General features: G+C 71.5%; 15 protein-coding genes. 3 read left to right on the top strand and 12 right to left on the bottom strand.

Annotated elements, in window-relative coordinates; genetic code table 11:
- Position 1: 1 nt before the first annotated feature.
- The 3 genes from OO63_RS05270 to OO63_RS05280 all read right to left on the bottom strand — a co-directional run bounded on the left by OO63_RS05270 (position 2) and on the right by OO63_RS05280 (position 3204).
- Positions 2-931 carry a carbohydrate ABC transporter permease gene (locus OO63_RS05270; protein WP_030358133.1) on the bottom strand — a complete coding sequence of 310 codons (930 nt, stop codon included), beginning with the start codon at positions 929-931 and terminating at the stop codon, positions 2-4.
- Positions 928-1842 carry a carbohydrate ABC transporter permease gene (locus tag OO63_RS05275; protein ID WP_030358134.1) on the bottom strand — a complete coding sequence of 305 codons (915 nt, stop codon included), beginning with the start codon at positions 1840-1842 and terminating at the stop codon, positions 928-930. Before OO63_RS05275 ends, OO63_RS05270 begins: the two co-directional genes overlap by 4 nt.
- 102 nt (positions 1843-1944) lie before the next feature.
- Positions 1945-3204 (bottom strand): ABC transporter substrate-binding protein, encoded by a 1260-nt coding sequence (locus OO63_RS05280; RefSeq protein ID WP_030358135.1) that lies wholly within the window; start codon positions 3202-3204, stop codon positions 1945-1947.
- 266 nt (positions 3205-3470) lie between these two features.
- Between OO63_RS05280 and OO63_RS05285 the strand changes: the two genes are divergently transcribed.
- Positions 3471-5552 carry an NPCBM/NEW2 domain-containing protein gene (locus OO63_RS05285; RefSeq protein ID WP_199819482.1) on the top strand — a complete coding sequence of 694 codons (2082 nt, stop codon included), beginning with the start codon at positions 3471-3473 and terminating at the stop codon, positions 5550-5552.
- Between the two features lie 86 nt (positions 5553-5638).
- Here OO63_RS05285 and OO63_RS05290 read toward each other — a convergent pair whose 3' ends face one another.
- From OO63_RS05290 to OO63_RS05300, 3 genes are all read right to left on the bottom strand, one after another.
- Positions 5639-6337 carry a GNAT family N-acetyltransferase gene (locus tag OO63_RS05290; protein ID WP_030358137.1) on the bottom strand — a complete coding sequence of 233 codons (699 nt, stop codon included), beginning with the start codon at positions 6335-6337 and terminating at the stop codon, positions 5639-5641.
- 49 nt (positions 6338-6386) lie between these two features.
- Positions 6387-6989: a hypothetical protein gene (locus OO63_RS05295; protein ID WP_157853947.1), complete on the bottom strand. Its 603-nt coding sequence runs from the start codon at positions 6987-6989 to the stop codon at positions 6387-6389.
- A gap of 324 nt (positions 6990-7313) precedes the next feature.
- On the bottom strand, positions 7314-8285 hold the full coding sequence (locus OO63_RS05300; protein WP_030358139.1) for an ROK family protein: 972 nt from the start codon (positions 8283-8285) through the stop codon (positions 7314-7316).
- 438 nt (positions 8286-8723) lie between these two features.
- Here OO63_RS05300 and OO63_RS05305 point away from each other — a divergent pair, with 438 nt between their 5' ends.
- Positions 8724-9710: a LacI family DNA-binding transcriptional regulator gene (locus OO63_RS05305; protein ID WP_051810583.1), complete on the top strand. Its 987-nt coding sequence runs from the start codon at positions 8724-8726 to the stop codon at positions 9708-9710.
- 18 nt (positions 9711-9728) lie between these two features.
- On the opposite strand, the gene OO63_RS05310 is transcribed toward OO63_RS05305, so the two are convergent.
- Complete coding sequence (locus OO63_RS05310) at positions 9729-10103, bottom strand: hypothetical protein (protein WP_030358141.1); 375 nt, start codon at positions 10101-10103, stop codon at positions 9729-9731.
- 310 nt (positions 10104-10413) lie between these two features.
- Here OO63_RS05310 and OO63_RS05315 point away from each other — a divergent pair, with 310 nt between their 5' ends.
- Positions 10414-10860, top strand: a complete 447-nt coding sequence (locus tag OO63_RS05315) for a hypothetical protein (RefSeq protein ID WP_051810568.1) — start codon at positions 10414-10416, stop codon at positions 10858-10860.
- A gap of 83 nt (positions 10861-10943) precedes the next feature.
- On the opposite strand, the gene OO63_RS05320 is transcribed toward OO63_RS05315, so the two are convergent.
- From OO63_RS05320 to OO63_RS05340, 5 genes are all read right to left on the bottom strand, one after another.
- Positions 10944-11792, bottom strand: coding sequence for a hypothetical protein (locus OO63_RS05320; protein ID WP_030358143.1), 849 nt, complete (start codon positions 11790-11792; stop codon positions 10944-10946).
- Positions 11789-12487, bottom strand: coding sequence for an RNA polymerase sigma factor (locus OO63_RS05325; RefSeq protein ID WP_078618951.1), 699 nt, complete (start codon positions 12485-12487; stop codon positions 11789-11791). Before OO63_RS05325 ends, OO63_RS05320 begins: the two co-directional genes overlap by 4 nt.
- Before the next feature lie 49 nt (positions 12488-12536).
- Positions 12537-13526 carry a GNAT family N-acetyltransferase gene (locus OO63_RS05330; protein ID WP_051810569.1) on the bottom strand — a complete coding sequence of 330 codons (990 nt, stop codon included), beginning with the start codon at positions 13524-13526 and terminating at the stop codon, positions 12537-12539.
- 120 nt (positions 13527-13646) lie between these two features.
- Positions 13647-15599: a serine/threonine-protein kinase gene (locus OO63_RS05335; protein ID WP_030358146.1), complete on the bottom strand. Its 1953-nt coding sequence runs from the start codon at positions 15597-15599 to the stop codon at positions 13647-13649.
- Between the two features lie 127 nt (positions 15600-15726).
- The gene (locus OO63_RS05340) at positions 15727-17052 is read right to left on the bottom strand and encodes a DUF6986 family protein (protein ID WP_030358147.1); all 1326 of its coding nucleotides are present in this window, start codon (positions 17050-17052) and stop codon (positions 15727-15729) included.
- Between the last annotated feature and the right edge of the window lie 241 nt (positions 17053-17293).

Here is a 17293-nt window from a genome sequence, read left to right on the forward strand (position 1 = left end):
CTCAGCCCTTGCTCGACCCCAGCGTGAGACCCGCGATGAAGTGCCGTTGCAGCAGCAGGAAGACGAGGATCGTCGGCAGGGCCACCAGGACCGATCCCGCCGCAAGCAGGTTGTAGTCCGTGAAGAACTGGCCGCGCAGGTTGTTCAGGGACGAGGTGATCGGGAGCTTGTCGGGGTTGGAGATGAAGATCAGGGCCCAGAGGAAGTCGTTGTAGATCCAGGTGAACTCGAGCGTGGCGAGGGCCGCGATCGCGGGGCGGCACAGCGGCAGGGTGATCCGCCAGAACTGGGTCCAGACCCCGGCTCCGTCGACGATCGCCGCCTCCAGGATCTCCTTGGGCAGGGTGCGCATGAAATTGGACAGGACGAAGACGCAGAAGCCCACCTGGAAGCCGATGTTGACGAGGATGACGGCCCAGTACGAGTCGTAGAGGGTCATCGAGTCGGACATCCACCAGGGCAGGTCGATCTTGAGGAACAGCACGTAGAGGGGTGTGACCAGGACCTGTGGGGGCAGCAGGTTGCCCGCGGTGAAGAACATCAGCAGGGCGAGGCTGCCGCGGACGTTGATGCGGGCGACGGCGAAGGCGACGAACGCGGCGAGGAAGAGCGTGATGATCACCGCGGGGACGGCGATGATCAGCGTGTTCATGAAGTACTTGCCCATACCGGATTCGGTGTAGGCCTCGCGGTAGTAGTCGAAGGACAGCTTCTTCGGGAACGAGAAGTAGCCATGCTGGGCCGTCTCCTCGTACGGGCGCAGGCTGGCGTAGACGGCCAGCAGCAGCGGCGCGAGGAAGGCGAGCGACACCGCGGACAGGAAGATGTGGGCGCCGAAGCGGCCGCGGCGCGGGCGCCGTGGCGGGCCGGACTCCCGGGCGGGCGGTGCGGATCGGCCGGGACGGGTGGTGGCACGGATGTCCGCGGTCATTTCTCGCGCGCTCCTCTCAGCTCCTGGACCAGGAACGTCACGATGAATCCCAGGGAGACACCGAGCAGGACCACGGCGATGGCGGAGCCGAATCCGATGCGGCTCGCCTCGCCGATGATGTTGTCGGTGATGAGCACGGACAGCAGTTCGAGGCCGTTGCGGCCCTTGTTCACCGCGTACACGATGTCGAAGGCGCGCAGCGCCTCGATGACGGTGATGACGCCGACGATGACGTTCACCGGGCGCAGCGTCGGCAGGGTGACGCGGAAGAACGTCTGGCGTTCGTTCGCGCCGTCGATGGCCGCCGCTTCCTTCAGGGCCGGGTCGACGGACTTCAGTCCGGCCAGATAGAGGATCATCACGTAGCCGGTGTGCCGCCAGCTCGCGGCCAGCATCATCATCCACAGGTTGATGTCGGAGTCGCCGAGCCAGTCCACGGGGTCGTGGGGGTCGTTCAGGATCGTGTTGACGACGCCCTGGTCGGTGCCGAGCAGGAGCTGTGCCATGAAGCCGACGACGGCGAGGGACAGCACGACCGGCATGTAGAGCACGGACTGGTAGAAGCGGCTGAAGCGGATGCCGCGGTCGATGAGGACGGCGAGGAAGAGCCCGAAGGGCGTCGCGACCAGGCCGAGGAAGGCGATCCACAACAGGTTGTGGCGGACCGCCGGCCAGAACGCGGGATAGTCCTGGACCAGGTTCTCGTAGTTGTCGCCACCCACCCAATGGATGTCGCCGATGCCGTCCCAGGACGTGAAGGACAGGCCGACGGAGGCCAGGGCCGGGCCCCAGACGATGACGATGTCCAGCAGGACGGGGATGCCAAGGAGCACGCCGAGCACGGCGATGTCACGGCGCGTGAAGCGCCGCGTCGCCCGCCGACCGGCGCGCCGCGCGGTTTTCTGCGGCACGGGGTGCGTTCCTCCCGAATCAGCTCACGGATCAGCTCAGGCCCACGCGTCGGCGCACGTATCGACTCATGTATCGACTCATGTATCGACTCATGTATCGACTCACGTGGAGAAGATGTTCTTCTTCTGGCGTTCGATGCTGTTGACGAGCCCGTCGACGTCCTTCGGGTTGTCGATGAAGTCCTGCAGCGCCTTGATCATCACGGTCTGCGCGAAGTCGGGGCGGGTGTCCCGGTCGAGGAACTGCGAGATGTGCTTGGCCTTGGAGACGAGTTCGGCGGACTTCTTCTGCAGCGGGCTGTATTTCGCGGTGTCGGCGCCGTCGTTGACCGCGACGTTGTTGGGGTCGCCCTTGAGATACACGTCCTCGGCCTCGGCGGTGCCGAGCCAGGCGAGCAGGTCCTTGGCGCCCTCCACGTTCCTGGACTTCTTGGCGACGAGGAATCCGTCGATGGGCGCCTCCACCGCGTCCCGGCCGAACTGCGGGTCGATCTCCGGGAAAGGGAAGAAGTCGATGTCGTCGCGCTCGTTCACCGGGAACTGGGAGCCGGGGTGCGGCATGCCGAAGACGGCCATGGCGGTCTTGCGCTGCTGGAGGCCCTGCCCGGCCTCCTCCCAGGTCCGGCCGAGCGCGCCCTTCTGGTAGTACGGCATGAGTTCGCGCCACAGGTCGAAGACCTTCTTGACCTTCTGGTCGGTCCACGCCTCCTCGCCCGCCATCAGGCTCTTGTGGAACTCGTATCCGTTCAGGCGCATGTTGATGTAGTCGAAGGTGCCCATGGCGGGCCAGCCGTCCTTGTCGCAGAAGGCGACCGGGGTGCCGTCCTTGTGCATCTTCTTGGCCAGGGCGATGAACTGGTCCCAGTTCTCGGCCTGTTCGTATCCCTGCTTCTCGAAGAGGCTCTTCCGGTGGAAGACGGCCCACGGGTAGTAGTAGTACGGCACGAAGTACTGCTTGCCCTCGTGGGTCGACTGTTCCTTCAGCGCGGGCGAGAAGCCCTTGAAGTCCTTCCAGACGTCACTGATCTCGATGAGCAGGCCCTTTTCGGCGAAGTACTGCATGCGGTAACCGGCGAACCACATGAAGACGTTGTCCGGTGAACCCTGGAGATAGCGCGTGATGTTCTGCTGGAATTCGTTGTGCTCTGTGGTGTTGACCTTGACCTTTTTGTCGCTCTGCTTCTCGTACGCGGCGAAGGCCGCGGCGAAGGCCTTCTTCGGTACGGCGTCCGAGGCGTTGGAGCCCACCGTCACTTCGTTCTTGTTGCCGCCGGGCCCGTCGCCGCAGGCGGTGAGCAGCGCGGGCAGGGTGACCGCTCCGGCGCCCACGGCCGTACCGCGCAGGAGACTCCGCCGGGACATCGGATGTCCAGCCCCACCGCGCGGGGTCGGTGGACCGGTGAACGATGACTGCGTCATGTCCCCTCCTCGGGGTGCAACCGAACACAACCGAACGCGAGGATTGGATCTCACTCCCACGAGTCCCCGCCGTCAAGGGTTTTGACGGGGACGGCCCGAACCGTTACCGCTCCTCTTCCAACAGAGTTCAACACGCCCTACCGTAAGCGCGCACGAGTGACACGTACACGAAGACATCCCATCTTCCGCGAGTACGGAGGAACGTCACGATGCGTCACCTTTCCAGCCGCACCATCCCCCGAAGAGTGGTCGGGTCGCTCGCCGCGGCACTGCTCTGCGCGGCCGGGCTCGCGGCGCCCGCCGTCGCCAGCAGCGACACCCAGGACACGGACACCGCCCGGTCCCCCGCGGCGGACGGCGTCCGGGCCCGGGGCAGCGAGGGCCCCCGACTGCCGGACGGCCTCGCGCTCACCCCGCCGATGGGCTTCAACAACTGGAACGCCACGCACTGCCGCGCCGACTTCGACGAGTCCATGGTCAAGGGGATCGCCGACATCTTCGTCGAGAAGGGCCTCAAGGAGGCGGGGTACGAGTACGTCAACCTCGACGACTGCTGGGCGCTGCCGCAGCGCGACGCCGACGGCAAGCTGGTGCCCGACCCCAAGCGGTTCCCCGGCGGCATCAAGGCGGTCGCCGACTACGTCCATTCCAAGGGGCTGAAGCTCGGCATCTACACCAGCGCGGGCACGAAGACCTGCAACTCGGCGGGCTTCCCCGGCGCCCTCGGCCACGAGCGCAGCGACGCCCAGCAGTTCGCCGACTGGGGCGTCGACTACCTCAAGTACGACAACTGCAATAACCAGGGCGTGGACGCCAAGAAGCGCTACATCGCCATGCGGGACGCGCTGAAGGCGGCGTCGGAGACGACGGGCCGCCCGATCGTCTACAGCATCTGCGAATGGGGCGAGAACAAGCCCTGGGAGTGGGCCGCCGACGTCGGTCACCTGTGGCGCACCACGGGCGACATCAGCGACAACTGGGGCTCGATGCTCGCCATCATGAAGAAGAACCTGCCGCTCGCGCGGCACGCGGGACCCGGCCGCTGGAACGACCCCGACATGCTGGAGGTCGGCAACGGCGGCATGACGGCCACCGAGTACCGCACCCACTTCTCCATGTGGTCGATCATGGCCGCGCCGCTGCTCATCGGCTCCGACCTGCGCAAGGTCTCCCCCGAGACCTTCGACATCCTCGGCAACAGGGAAGTCATCGCCGTCGACCAGGACCCGCTGGGCAAGCAGGGCCACGTCGTCTCGTCCGAGGGCGGGCGCTGGGTCGTCGCCAAGGAGATGAAGGACGGCAGCCGCGCCGTCGCCCTGTTCAACGAGACCGGCAGCCCGAAGACCATCACCACGACCGCGAAGGCCGTGGGCCTGCCCGCCGCCGACGGCTACTCCCTGCGCGACCTGTGGAAGCACGAGAGCTACAACGTCGCGGGCACCATCTCGGCGACCGTGCCCGCGCACGGCACGGTCCTGGTCCGGGTCGCGGCCGACGGCCAGTGGCAGGACAAGCCGCCCGCCGTCGACCTCGGCGCCGCCGACCCGCTGGTGGAGGCGGGCAAGTCCGAGAAGCTGCTCACCAAGGTCGCCAACCGCGGCAGCACGGACGCGCGCGACGTCCGCGTCTCCCTCACCGGACCCTCCGGCTGGCGACTGAAGGCGACCTCCCCGACTCGTGCGTCGGCCCTGCGCACGGGCGAGGTCCTCGGCACGTCCTGGCAGGTGACGGCGCCTAGGGACGCCAAGCCCGGCACGTACGCCCTCGACCTGAAGGCGAGCCACCGCGCCCCCGGCGGCGGCCGCGTCCAGCTCCGACAGCCGGTCACAGCGCGGGTCGTGGTGGCACCGCCCGCGGGCGACACCGCGCTCAGCGGCCTGCCGTGGCTGTCCACCACCAACGGCTGGGGCCCCGTCGAGAAGGACACCAGCAACGGTGAGAGCGCCGCGGGCGACGGCAAGCCGCTCACCATCGGCGGCAAGGTGTACGCCAAGGGGCTCGGTGTGCACGCGGAGAGCACCGTCGAGTACTACGCGGGCGGGGCCTGCGAGAAGCTGACGGCCCAGGTCGGCGTCGACGACGAGAAGCCGGACAAGGGCACCGTCGCCTTCCAGGTCTGGGCCGACGGAAAGCTCGCCGCCGCCACCGGCGTCCTCACCACCGCCGACCCCGCCGAGGCGGTCTCGGCCGACGTGCGCGGCGCCGAGGTGATCCGCCTCGTCGTCACGGACGGCGGCGACGGCATCGACTCGGACCACGCGGACTGGGCGGAGCCGGTGCTGGGCTGCTGAGTTCGCGCCCTGGCGCGGCTGGGGCCCGGCCCTGTCCCCACGACTCGGCCGGGCCCACTCTGCGGGTCACGGCGTGCGCCAGCGGGTCACGGGGTGCGGAAGCCCCGGAAGGTCACCGACTTGCGGCTCTCGAACCCGAGCCGCTCGTAGAGCGCGATGGCACCGGTGTTCGCCTCGGCCACGTGCAGGAACGGCCGCTCGCCCCGGGCGAGAATGCGCTCGACCAGCGCGAGCACCAGACGGGCGGCGTGGCCCTGGCCGCGTGCCTCGGGGGCCGTGCACACGGCGCTTATCTCGGTCCAGCCGGGAGGCCGCAGCCGCTCGCCCGCCATCGCCACCAGCCGTCCTCGCACGCGGATCCCGAGATAGGTGCCGAGTTCACAGGTGCGGGGCCAGAACGGTCCTGGTGCGGCCCGCGCGACGAGGTCGAGCATGTCCGGCACGTCCTCCGGCCCCAGCTCCAGGAGCGCGGCATCGGCGGCTGGACGTGGAGCACCGGCCTGGCGGCCCGGCCACAGCATCTGCCGCCCCTCCAACTCGAAGACCGGCTCCCAGTCCGACGGCGGGAGCGCCGGGCTGCTGAACATGTCGGCGAAACCGCCGCTGCCGAGCAGTCGCGCCAGATCGGCCCAGTCCGTCGCGTCGGGCTCGGCCGGCACCGCACAGAAGGTCGCGACCCCCGGCAGATACGTGACAGCCTGCCCGCACCGGCGGGCCAGCTCCGCGTGCTGCCCGAGCAGCGACTGGGCGACGGGATGGTCGAGCACGGCGGCATCACTGGTCACCGGCCGATCCTCCCATCCCGGCAGCCCCCGGCGGCACGGGGGGCCAAGGTCATGTCCGGTTGCGACGACGCACGCGAGGCCCTTCGCGGTGCCTCACCTTCCGTGGCGGAGCCTTCTTCGCGGCCTCGGCCTCGGCCTTTCTGCCGGAGCGACGCTGCCAGAACTCGTGGATCGTCACCCAGGCGACGCCCAGACCCAACACCGCGCCCAGGAAGGCCAGCACCGCGATCGCGTCGTCCTTGGCGCGCCGGGCCGTGTGCGCCGCCGTCGCGTCGACGCGGGCTCTCTGCATGAAGGGCGGCTTCTCGAAGAGGACGTTGTCCGTGTCGCGGTAGTACGCCGTGACCGTGAGGGCGAGAGCCATGGTGCCCGTCGCGGACGGCTTGACGATCCATCGCCATTTCGCCTTGTCGTCAGGCGTGAGCACGTTCTGCCGCGCGGAGGAGAGTGCCGTGCATCTGACGCCCGCCCCGCTGCAGTGCAGCTTGACGCCCACGAGGGTGCCGACCTGCAGCTCACCCGTGTGCTGCAAGTCCTTGCGCGCACCCTGCGATTCTGCGGCGCGGAACCCTGCCACTTCCGCCTGGAACTCAAATGCTCGACCGACCTTCGCCGAACGAAGACGCGTATAGCTGATCCGGCCTTCGAACATCTCCTTGCGGCTCTCGATGATTTCCTGTCCGTACAGAGCTTGGCTCTCCGGGTCGTCACCCCCGCTCGGCCTACCCGCACATGAGGTCACCAGCAGAGCGACGAGCGCGGCACCAACTGTCCACGCGGCCGCCCGAGGTGCTGTGACTCTCTTCCGGCTCGGATCCCTCTGCGCTGCCATCGTGATCGCCTGACGCTCCCCCCGTTGGGGGCATCGTGCCGCAACTGGCCGCGGGCCGCTGGCCGTTCACACGGTGTCGACGAGATTCGGCCAGTCCTCACGTGCGGCGACCTCCCTGAGTCGCCGGAGCCGCCGCGAACGGGCTCAGCGATTGGCGACCGGCCGCAGCTGTCCGACCGTCGCGTCGGGGAACGCCCGCAGCGCCGCCGCGGCCGCGCCCACCAGGCCCGCGTCGGTGCCCATCAGGGCCGGGGCCACGGCCAGGCCGCCGACGAACGACAGGGTGGCGTACTCCCGCAGGGCGCGGCGCAGGGGCGCGAACAGGAGGTCGCCGGCCATCGCCACGCCCCCGCCGATCACCGCGATGTCGATCTCTACGAGCGTGGCCGTGGCGGCGATGCCCGCCGCTAGGGCCTTCGCCGCGCGGTCGAAGGAGGCGACGGCGACCGGGTCGCCCGCGCGGGCCGCGCGGGCCACGGCGGCGGCGGAGGTGTCGCCGTCGGGTCCGGGGAGCCAGCCGTTCTCCAGGGCACGCCGGGCGATGTTCGGGCCGCTCGCGATGCGCTCGACGCAGCCGCGCCCGCCGCACGGGCACGGGTCGCCGTCGAGGTCGACGCTGATGTGCCCGATGTGGCCCGCGTTGCCGGTGGGGCCGGGGTGCAGGGAGCCGTCCAGGATAAGGCCGCCGCCGACGCCGGTGGACACCACCATGCACAGCGCGTTGTCGTGGCCGCGGGCGGCGCCCTGCCAGTGCTCGGCGGCCGTCATCGCCACGCCGTCGCCCACCAGCTCGACGGGCCGGCCACCCGCGGCGGAGCGCACCCGTTCGACCAGGGGATAGTCCCGCCAGCCGGGGACGTTGACCGGGCTGACCGTGCCCGCGCTCGCGTCGACCGGTCCCGCGCTGCCGATGCCGACCGCGCGGACGAGCCCCCACGGCTCGCCTGCCGTCAGCTCGCCGAGCACCTCTTCGACCGCGCGCATCACGGTGTCGCCGTCCTCGCGCGCGGGCGTCGGCCGCTGGGCGCGCAGCAGGATCCGGCCCCGGCCGTCCACGAGGGCTCCGGCGATCTTGGTGCCGCCGATGTCGAGTGCGGCGACGAGGTCCGTGGGCATCAGTGTCAGATCTCCTGGTGAAAGGGCAGGCCGGAGAGTGCGGTGCATAGTCTCTCGTGCATCTGACAACGTTGTCCAGGTCCTATGCTCGACGCCACATGCGAGGCACACGCATACGACCGGGCGCGCACCGCCCCGGGCGGACCCCGGGCGACGCGGATGCGGACCCCGGTGGACGAGGACGTACGACCCCCGATGGATAGTGGACGTCGCAGTACGGACGTCACCGTACACAGGGGGAAGCACAGAGGTGGAAGTCTGAACTTCCTCACGTGAAGCACCGACGTTACGCAGACTGAGATCCGCACCAGTGGACGACAGACAGGACAGCGCACCGTGGCAGAGACCGCCCGCACCCCCGTCTCCCGGCTCCGTACGGACGGGAGCACTTCGGACGGCACCGCGGACCCCAAGAGCCGTTACGGCAACCGGCCGACCATGAAGGACGTCGCCGCGCGTGCGGGCGTGGGCCTGAAGACGGTGTCGCGCGTCGTGAACGGCGAGCCCGGCGTCACGCCCGACACCGAGCGCCGGGTCCAGGAGGCCATCGAGGCGCTGGGCTTCCGGCGCAACGACAGCGCGCGGGTGCTGCGCAAGGGCCGCACGGCGAGCATCGGCCTGGTCCTGGAGGACCTGGCCGACCCGTTCTACGGTCCGCTCAGCCGGGCCGTGGAGGAGGTCGCCCGCGCGCACGGGGCACTGCTCATCAACGGCTCCAGCGCCGAGGACCCGGACCGCGAGCAGGAGTTGGTGCTCGCGCTGTGCGCCCGCCGGGTGGACGGGCTCGTGGTGATTCCGGCGGGCGACGACCACCGCTATCTGGAGCCGGAGATCGCCGCCGGTGTCGCCACGGTGTTCGTGGACCGGCCGCCGGGGCGGATCGACGCCGACGTGGTGCTGTCCGACAGCTTCGGGGGCGCGCGCGACGGGGTGGCGCATCTGGTCGCCCACGGCCACCGCCGGATCGGCTTCATCGGTGACCAGCCGCGGATCCACACCGCGATAGAGCGCCTGCGCGGCTACCGCGCGGCGATGGCGGAGGCCGACATCGACGTCGACGAGTCCTGGGTGTCGCTCGGCCCCACGGACCCCGACCGGGTCCGGCGCGCGGCCGAGTCGATGCTGTCGGGCCCCTCCCCCGTCACCGCCGTCTTCGCGGGCAACAACCGCGTGACGGTCACGGTCGTACGTGTCCTCGCGGGCCTCCCCCGCCCCGTGGCCCTCGTCGGCTTCGACGACATCGAGCTGGCCGACCTGCTGAGCCCCGGCGTGACGGTGGTCGCCCAGGACGCGGCCCAGCTGGGGCGCACGGCGGCGGAGCGGCTGTTCCGGCAGCTCGACGGGGCCTCGGACGCGCCGGAGCGCATCGAGCTGCCGACGCGGTTGATCACGCGCGGGTCGGGGGAGCTGCGGCCCGCCGACTGAGGTCCCGGGCCGCAGAGGTCAGCCGGCCTGGCAGTCGGTGGGCCGGACGCTCTGTACGGCGTCCAACTTGTTCCTCCACTCCCAGTTGGTGCTCCGGTCCCCCGTCCAGATCGTCCGGTAGAGGCATTGGCCGGGCCTGACCCAGTCGATCGCGTACACCGTGACGTCGGCGTTCGACTCGAAGGAGGCGGCGTTGTCGTGCAGCGGCGCCGGTACGTCGGCGTAGCCCGGCGGGCGGTAGCACCAACTCGCCCCCGTGTAGCCGGGTTGGGTGTAGAAGCAGACGTCACCCGCTCCGCGTTCCCGGGTGGGTGCGGCTTCGGCGGACGCCGGGGCGGCGGACAGGGACGCGGCAGCGAGGGCAAGGGCGAGAGCGGCGGTGCGGCGATGCATGTCGGAGGGATCTCCCAGAGGTGGTGGCCGACACTGAACATGCCGCCTCTGCCCAGGCCCGGCGCAGCTCACGCGCCATGACACCCGCAGCGGTGACTAGTCATACCGCAGCCGTCACAGGGGCGGACTCGGTTCACGCGTCGGGCGGTCACCCCGGCCCACCCCACCGCACCCCGCTCGTGCGTCAGCGTTTCAGCCCCGCGGTCGATGTGATCAAGTCAAAAGGGCCACACCCGCGCGGACTGGGAAATTCCGCTGGCAGGCTCTCTCCTCGACCGAAGCACAATCATGAGCGCGAGGGGGAAAACCTGTGAAGATCCGTAAGACCGTGGCCTTGGCGGCCGGGACCCTGATGCTCGCCGGCGGCACCGTCGTAGGCGCCCAGACCAGCGCCTTCGCCGAAGAAGACGTCCCCGGGGACGAGTTGGTGGAGGTCGGCAGCAACGGCACCTGCACCTACTCGAACTGGGGCGGCCGGTTCCTCTGCAAGTCGAACGTGAAGCTCAAGCTCCCCAACGGCACGTGGCAGGCCTTCGTCATCGGCACCGACAACCGCCCCTACACGAAGTGGAAGGGCAACATGTCGTGGAAGAACATGGGCGGCAAGTGCTACAAGCCCGGCCAGCGCTCCATCGACGTGGAATGGACCAACGGCTGGAACTTCGCGATCACCTGCATCGGCGGTGACGGGAACCGCTGGTACAACGAGCGCTACACGTCCGGGCGCTGGTCCGGCTGGGACCGCTCCCGCACCTGATCCACTGCCGGGCGGAACATGCCGACGGCCCGCACCCCCGAGCACGCGTGGCAGGGGTGCGGGCCGTCGGTCCGCGCCGGGCGCTACCCGTGGGGATCGCTCGTGACGACCTTCCCCTGCCGGTCCAGCGCGTCGATGGTGCGGTACTCCCCCTCGGCTCCGGGCCTGCTGCGCACGAAGGTGAGGAACGTGCCGTCGGGGCTCAGAGGAACCGTCCGCCGGGCTCCGTCGGCCCAGGTGATGCGGACCGTCACGGCGGGTTCGGCGGCGCGCCCGTAGAGCGTGTCGTAGCCGGGCATCTCGGTGGTTCCGCCGCCGGTCCACAGCGGGAGCCGGTCCAAGGGGGTCGCGCCCGCGCCGTTCGAGCACTCGGTGCCGCCGCCCTCGGCTGTGCCGTCGTCGGCGACGTACCGCGTGTGCAGGCAGGTGCCGCCGCTCTTGTTGGGTGCCTGCCAGACCTCCATCGTCCGGCGCCCGTCCGGCATCGGGCCCGCCACGAGGAGCCGGGCCCGGTCCAGGTCGACCTCCCCCATGCCGTCGTCCTGGACGCGGGTGAGCCCGTCGACCACTCCCGACGGGAGCACCCCCATGGCGTCCGCCATCGCTGTCACTCCTCCCAGTGCCATGACCGTGGCCGCGGCGACGAGCCAGCGGCGTCGGGTGCCGCGCACACGGACGCGCGGCTTTCGTGGTTCGCGGACGGGGCCGCGCGGCTGTCGTGCCGCCTCGGCGTGGCTGCGCAGCTGTCGTGCCGCCTTGGCGTGACCGCGTGCTTCCGGCTGGTCCGCGAGGATCCTGGCCAGGACGGCCCGGCCCTCCGGTGTCCGGGCGGCGCCGTTGAACTCGTCCCCGCGCGCCGGGTCAGCGGGGCCGAGGGTGCGCCGTGTGTACGCCAGCGCCTCCTGCGTCGTCTCCGTCCGCCGCGCGCTCATGCCTGCCTCCCCTGCAGCGCCACGGCGGTCCGCGGCGCCCCCTCGTCCGCGTGCGTGCCCGCGAGCGCCCGCATGAGGCGCCGCCGGGCCCGGTGCAACCGGACCGCGAAGGTGCGGCGGCTGCAGCCCACGACCTTCGCGGCGTCCGCCACGTCGAGGCCGTCCCATCCCACCAGCAGCAACGTCTCCCGGTCCCGTGCGGAGAGCGTGCCGAGCGCCTGCCGCAGATGCAGTACGCCGACGACGTCCCCCGCGTGGTCGGGCCCGGCCCGGGGCGGGTCGACGCCGCCGATGCGGGCGGTGAGCCGTTCGCCCCGCCGGTCCCCGCGCCGCTGGTTGGCCAGCACACGGCGGGCCACGGCGTACAGCCACGGCCGGGCCTCGTCGCCGGACCTCGGCACTTTGGCGAGGCGCCGCCATGCGACGAGGAAGGTCTCGGCGGCGACGTCACCCGCCGCCTCGGCCTCGACTCGGCGCGCGGCGAACCGCAGCACGTGCTCGTAGTGGGCCTCGAAGAGTTCCCTGAAGCGTTCCTCGTCGCGGCCACCGACGTCGTCGTCGCGGCCACCGACGTCGTCGTCCCGGTCGCGCCCTTGGTCTCGGTGTTCCCGGTACGTCCCGTGGTCCTGCTGGTCCCGGTCGTCCCCCCGCACGCCGTCCCCTTTCTCGCGCGGCCTGCCCTCCTGCCTCTCCATGTCTCCTCATGTCCGGCACGGGCGGCGGGGTTACAGGCTCGGGGCGGGTCTAGCGGGGTGTGGGCAGGGTGACCTCCCAGGTGTCCACGGCGTAGTGCAGGCCGAGGCCGTGGGCCGTGTACAGGTCCAGCGCGCCGGTGGCGTTCTCGGTGTCGACGCCGAGGCCGATGGTGTCGCGGCCGCGGGCGGCGTACACGGCGAAGGAGTGCCGCAGCAGATGACCGGCGATGCCCCGGCCGCGGGCGTCCTCGCGGACCCCGAGGTAGGGGACCCAGGCCATGGCCGCGCGGTCGTCGCGGGTCACGACGACGGCGACGTCGCCCGTCCCGGCGAGGGAGGCGACCCAGACGAGGGACCAGTCCATGCCCTCGCCGAGGTCGTCCAGCCACTGCTGGTAGGTGCGCGCCTGGTGGTCGTGGTGGCCGACGAAGGTCTCCTGGACCAGGGCGTGGGCGCGTCGCCGGTCGGCCTCCGCCGCGCAGTCGCGCAGGGTGAGGCCGGGCGGCGGGGTCGGGGCGGGGTCGGCGGCGCGGGAGAGCGGGCGGGTCAGGACGTGGTAGCGCCGGACGGTGTGCCAGCCGCGCCGGGCCAGCGTCGCCCGGTCGAGGCTGGGGCGGATGTTGAGGTTGAGGTGGACGACCGCACGGGTCGCGCCGTTCTCGGCGGCGCGTTCGGCGGCTCGGGTCTCGATGGCGGCGAGCACGCGCTCGCCCGCGTCCTGGTGGTCGGGCAGGACGTAGTGGTCGGCGTCGATGCGGTCGGCGCCGGAGTCGTCCCAGAGGAGTCCGTACGCCACCATGCTTCCGTTGCGGAACGCCAGCCAGGAGTTGTGGGGCAGGTCGGCCTCGGGGTGGACCAGGTCGACCTCGACGATGCCCAGGTCGGTCTCCGCGTGCCCGAGCTCCAGGACGTCGATGGTGTTGAGCATGCGGCAGATCTCAGCCGCGTCCTCGGGGGTCGCGGCGCGTACGGTGAGGTCGTCCCCGTCGGCCGATGCGTCCGGGCCGATCAGGGCTTCCGTGGGCGTCAACTCGTCCATCCGGCAAGGGTCCGCGCCGCCACGAGGGCCGCGCAACCGGATTGTTCACGGCGTGCCCGACGCGCCCCGGCGTGCGCGGCCGGGCGCCCGGCACCCCTCAGGGGCCGGGCGGTCCCACCCTCAGCAGGTGGGCAGCCCCGGAAGCGGCTTGTCGTTGTCGCCGCCCCGGATGTACACGTCGCTCACGAACACGTTCGTGTTGCCGCTGTCGTCGTCGGTCTTCGCCCACCACACGTTGGTCCACTGGCCGTGGGTCTCGCGGCGGCCGAGGTTCTGCTGACAGTAGAAGTAGTTGGTGCCCGCGTTGAGGATGCCCGCCTCGGCGCCCGACGCCTGGTACGACTTGGCGGTCTGCCACACCGAGCAGTTGTACTTGCCGCCGCCCGCGGGATGGCACGCGGGCTCCTCGTCGCCGCCGGAGGAACCGCCGCCGGACGTACCGCTCTTGGGCGGCTTGGACGACTCCTTGGGGCGGCCGTCGGACTTGTCGCCGGAGCCCGATCCCGAACCCGAACCGGAGTCGTCGTCCGACGCCCCGTCGCCCTTCTTGCCGTCGCCGTCCCGGTCGTCCTCGCCCGCCTTGTCGGGGCGGTCGGCGTCCTTGGAGGGCTTCGCCTTCTTGTCGCCCTGCTTCGAGGGCTTCGAGCCGTCCGGGTCGAGCGCGCCCCGGCTCGCGTCCGAGCCCGGCTCGACCGTGCTCCCGGCCTCCTGCGCGTCGCGCGCGTCCCGTGCCTGGTCCTTCTTGTCGTCCCCGCCGGAGAGCACCGCCACGGTCACGCCGGTCGCCGCGAGGACCACCGCCACGGCTGCGGCGGCGAGCAGGGCCTTGCCCCGGCGCGGCCGGCCGGCCCGCGCTCCACGGCGTCCCGATGGTGCCGGAGCGGGCGCGGTCATGGACCCCACGGGCGCCGCACTCGGCGCACCCGGCGCGCCGAACACCGCGGGCTCACCGGCAACCCCCGCCGCCCCGTGCCCCGCTGCCACACCGGGCGCACCGGGAGGCGGGCCGAACCCGGGCGGCGGCGTGGTCGGCACATGGCGCACCGTGGGCTCGCGCACCGTGGGCTCGCGCTCCGCGCCCCCGACGCCCTGGGGCGACGACTCCGCGTATCCGAGAGGCCCGGTCACCCCCAGGGGCCCGCTTGCCCCGGCAGGCTCGGCAGGCTCGGCGGACCCAAGAGACCCCGTCGCCCCCGGCGCGCCCTCCGAGATCGGCTCCCCCGCGGCCACCTGCTCAAGGAGCCGCCGCGCGCCCTCCGCGTCCGGCCGTGCCTGTGGGTCCTTGTCCATGAGCAGCCGCAGCACCGGCATGAGCGGGCCCGCGCGCAGCGGCACGGGCAGGGGCTCGACGACGATCGCGGTGAGCGTGGACCACGTCGACGTGCGGCGGAACGGGGACGCGCCCTCGACGGCCGCGTACAGCGTGGCGCCGAGCGCCCAGACGTCGGACGCGGGTCCTGGCTCCTGGCCCTGGGCCCGCTCGGGCGCCAGGTAGTCCAGGGAGCCGACGAGTTCGCCGCTGCGGGTGAGGTGGGTGGCCGAGCCGTCGCCGGGGTCCTCCATGGTGGCGATGCCGAAGTCGGTGAGGACGACGCGGCCGCCGGTGCCGAGCAGGATGTTGCCGGGCTTCACGTCGCGGTGCAGGACACCCGCGCGGTGGGCGGCGGCGAGGGCGTCCATGACCTTGGCGCCGATGGCCGCCGCCGCGCGCGGGTCGAGCGGGCCGCGCTCGCGCAGGACGTCGTCCAGGGAAGGGCCGTCGACCAGCTCCATGACGATCAGCGGCCGCCCGTCGACCTCCGCGACGTCGTGCACGGCGACGACTCCGGGGTGGCGCACCCGGGCCGCGGCGCGGGCCTCGCGCTGCATGCGCAGCCGCAGGTCGGCCAGTTCGGGCCCGGCCGTGTCGGTGTAGGTGCGCAGTTCCTTGACCGCGACCTCGCGGTGCAGCACCTCGTCGAGGGCGCGCCACACCACCCCCATGCCGCCGCGTCCGAGCTGCGCGAGCACGCGATACCGCCCGGCGAGGACGCGGCCGACCCCGTCCGTCTGTCCCTGTTCCCCCGAAGACACCGCTGCCCCGTCCCTGTGGTCCCTGTGCCGCCGTCGTGCTGATGTGCTGTGTGGCGTACAGAGTACGGGGCAGATGTGACAGGCGGTGCGGGACGTCTCGTGAAGACCGCGGGCCGCCCGCGCCCCGTCACTTGGCCGACGGCGTCAGGTCCCCCCGGCGCGGTCCCGCGTAGACCTGGAGGCCCGCAAGGGTCAGGCCGGTGAGGCGGGTGACCTCGGCCGTGTCGAGTGCCCCGCAGTCCAGGCCGCGCAGCAGGTACCCGGCGAGCGCCTTCGCGGTGGCGGGCTCGTCCGCGATGTCGCCGCCGGTCCGGTTGGCGTAGGCGGCGAGGCGGGCGGCGGCCTGCGCGAAGCCCTCGCGGTAGAAGGCGAAGACGGCGGCGTAGCGGGTGGGGATGTGGCCGGGGTGCATGTCCCAGCCCTGGTAGTAGGCGCGGGCGAGGGCGCGCCGGGTGAGGCCGTAGTGCAGCCGCCAGGCGTCGTGGACCTTCGCGGTCGGGCCGACCGGAAGCACGTTCGTGGAGCCGTCGGAGACGCGCACGCCGGTGCCCGCGGCGGCGACCTGCATGACGGCCTTCGCGTGGTCGGCGGCGGGGTGGTCGCTGGCCTGGTAGGCGGCGGAGACGCCGAGGCAGGCGCTGTAGTCGAAGGTGCCGTAGTGCAGTCCTGTGGCGCGGCCCTCGGCGGCGTCGATCATGCGGGCGACGGCGGCGGTGCCGTCGGCGGCGAGGATGGACTGGCTGGTCTCGATCTGGATCTCGAAGCCGATCCGGCCGGGGGTGAGACCGCGGGCCTTCTCGAACTCCTCCAGGAGCCGCACCATCGCGGTGACCTGCTCGGCGTACGTCACCTTGGGCAGGGTCAGGACGAGGCCGTCGGGAAGACCGCCCGCCTCCATGAGGCCGGACAGGAAGACGTCGAGGGTGCGGATGCCGCGGTCGCGCACCGCCGCCTCCATGCACTTCATGCGGATGCCCATGTACGGAGCCGCGGTGCTTCCCCCAGCCTCCGGCCGGGAGGTGCCCCCAGCGTACGCCTCGGCGATCAGGCGGGCCGCACGGGCCGCGTCGGCGTCCTCGTCGGCGTCGGTGCGCCCTCCGTAGCCGTCCTCGAAGTCGACGCGCAGGTCCTCGATCGGCTCGCGCTCCAGCTTGGCGCGCACACGCGTGTAGACGGGCTCCGCGAGGTCGTCGGCGAGGCCGAGGACGGCGGCGAAGGACGCGGCGTCGGGGGCGTGCTCGTCGAGGGCGGCGAGGGCGCGGTCGCCCCAGTCGCGGACGGTGTCGGCGGCGAAGGCCTCACCGGGTACGTACACGGTGTGCACGGGCTGGCGGGTGCCGGGGTCTCCCGGGTACCGGCGTTCGAGCTCCGCGTCGACCGGCGCGAGCGAGGCGCTGATGCCTTCGCTGACCGCACCTGCGAGGCTCGTGGACACCTTCTCCTGCTGACCCATCCGTGCACCCTCCACTGTTCAGTGACCCACACCGGTTCTCAGTGACTCACACCCACGGCGCTGCCGACGGCCTTCCCGTACGGCATTTCCGTCTGACGGAATCGAACATCCGCATACTGAAGCTATCCGTGCACCTTCCCGCTGGTCAACACCTTCTCGCGTGCCGGTCCCCGCGTGTTCACGCATGTCTCAGATGGTGCTTCCACACTCCCGTGGGCGCACTCCACGCTGACCGTGGCCC

This window comes from Streptomyces alboflavus (assembly GCF_000716675.1).
GTDB lineage: Bacteria > Actinomycetota > Actinomycetes > Streptomycetales > Streptomycetaceae > Streptomyces > Streptomyces alboflavus.

Coding starts and splice junctions, on each gene's coding strand:
- OO63_RS05325 (WP_078618951.1), bottom strand. CDS start 12,487: ATGGAGAGGCAGGAGGGCAGGCCGCGCGAGAAAGGGGACGGCGTGCGG.
- OO63_RS05305 (WP_051810583.1), top strand. CDS start 8,724: ATGAAGGACGTCGCCGCGCGTGCGGGCGTGGGCCTGAAGACGGTGTCG.
- OO63_RS05280 (WP_030358135.1), bottom strand. CDS start 3,204: ATGTCCCGGCGGAGTCTCCTGCGCGGTACGGCCGTGGGCGCCGGAGCG.
- OO63_RS05330 (WP_051810569.1), bottom strand. CDS start 13,526: ATGGACGAGTTGACGCCCACGGAAGCCCTGATCGGCCCGGACGCATCG.
- OO63_RS05270 (WP_030358133.1), bottom strand. CDS start 931: ATGACCGCGGACATCCGTGCCACCACCCGTCCCGGCCGATCCGCACCG.
- OO63_RS05285 (WP_199819482.1), top strand. CDS start 3,471: ATGCGTCACCTTTCCAGCCGCACCATCCCCCGAAGAGTGGTCGGGTCG.
- OO63_RS05300 (WP_030358139.1), bottom strand. CDS start 8,285: ATGCCCACGGACCTCGTCGCCGCACTCGACATCGGCGGCACCAAGATC.
- OO63_RS05310 (WP_030358141.1), bottom strand. CDS start 10,103: ATGCATCGCCGCACCGCCGCTCTCGCCCTTGCCCTCGCTGCCGCGTCC.
- OO63_RS05340 (WP_030358147.1), bottom strand. CDS start 17,052: ATGGGTCAGCAGGAGAAGGTGTCCACGAGCCTCGCAGGTGCGGTCAGC.
- OO63_RS05295 (WP_157853947.1), bottom strand. CDS start 6,989: ATGTTCGAAGGCCGGATCAGCTATACGCGTCTTCGTTCGGCGAAGGTC.
- OO63_RS05320 (WP_030358143.1), bottom strand. CDS start 11,792: ATGAGCGCGCGGCGGACGGAGACGACGCAGGAGGCGCTGGCGTACACA.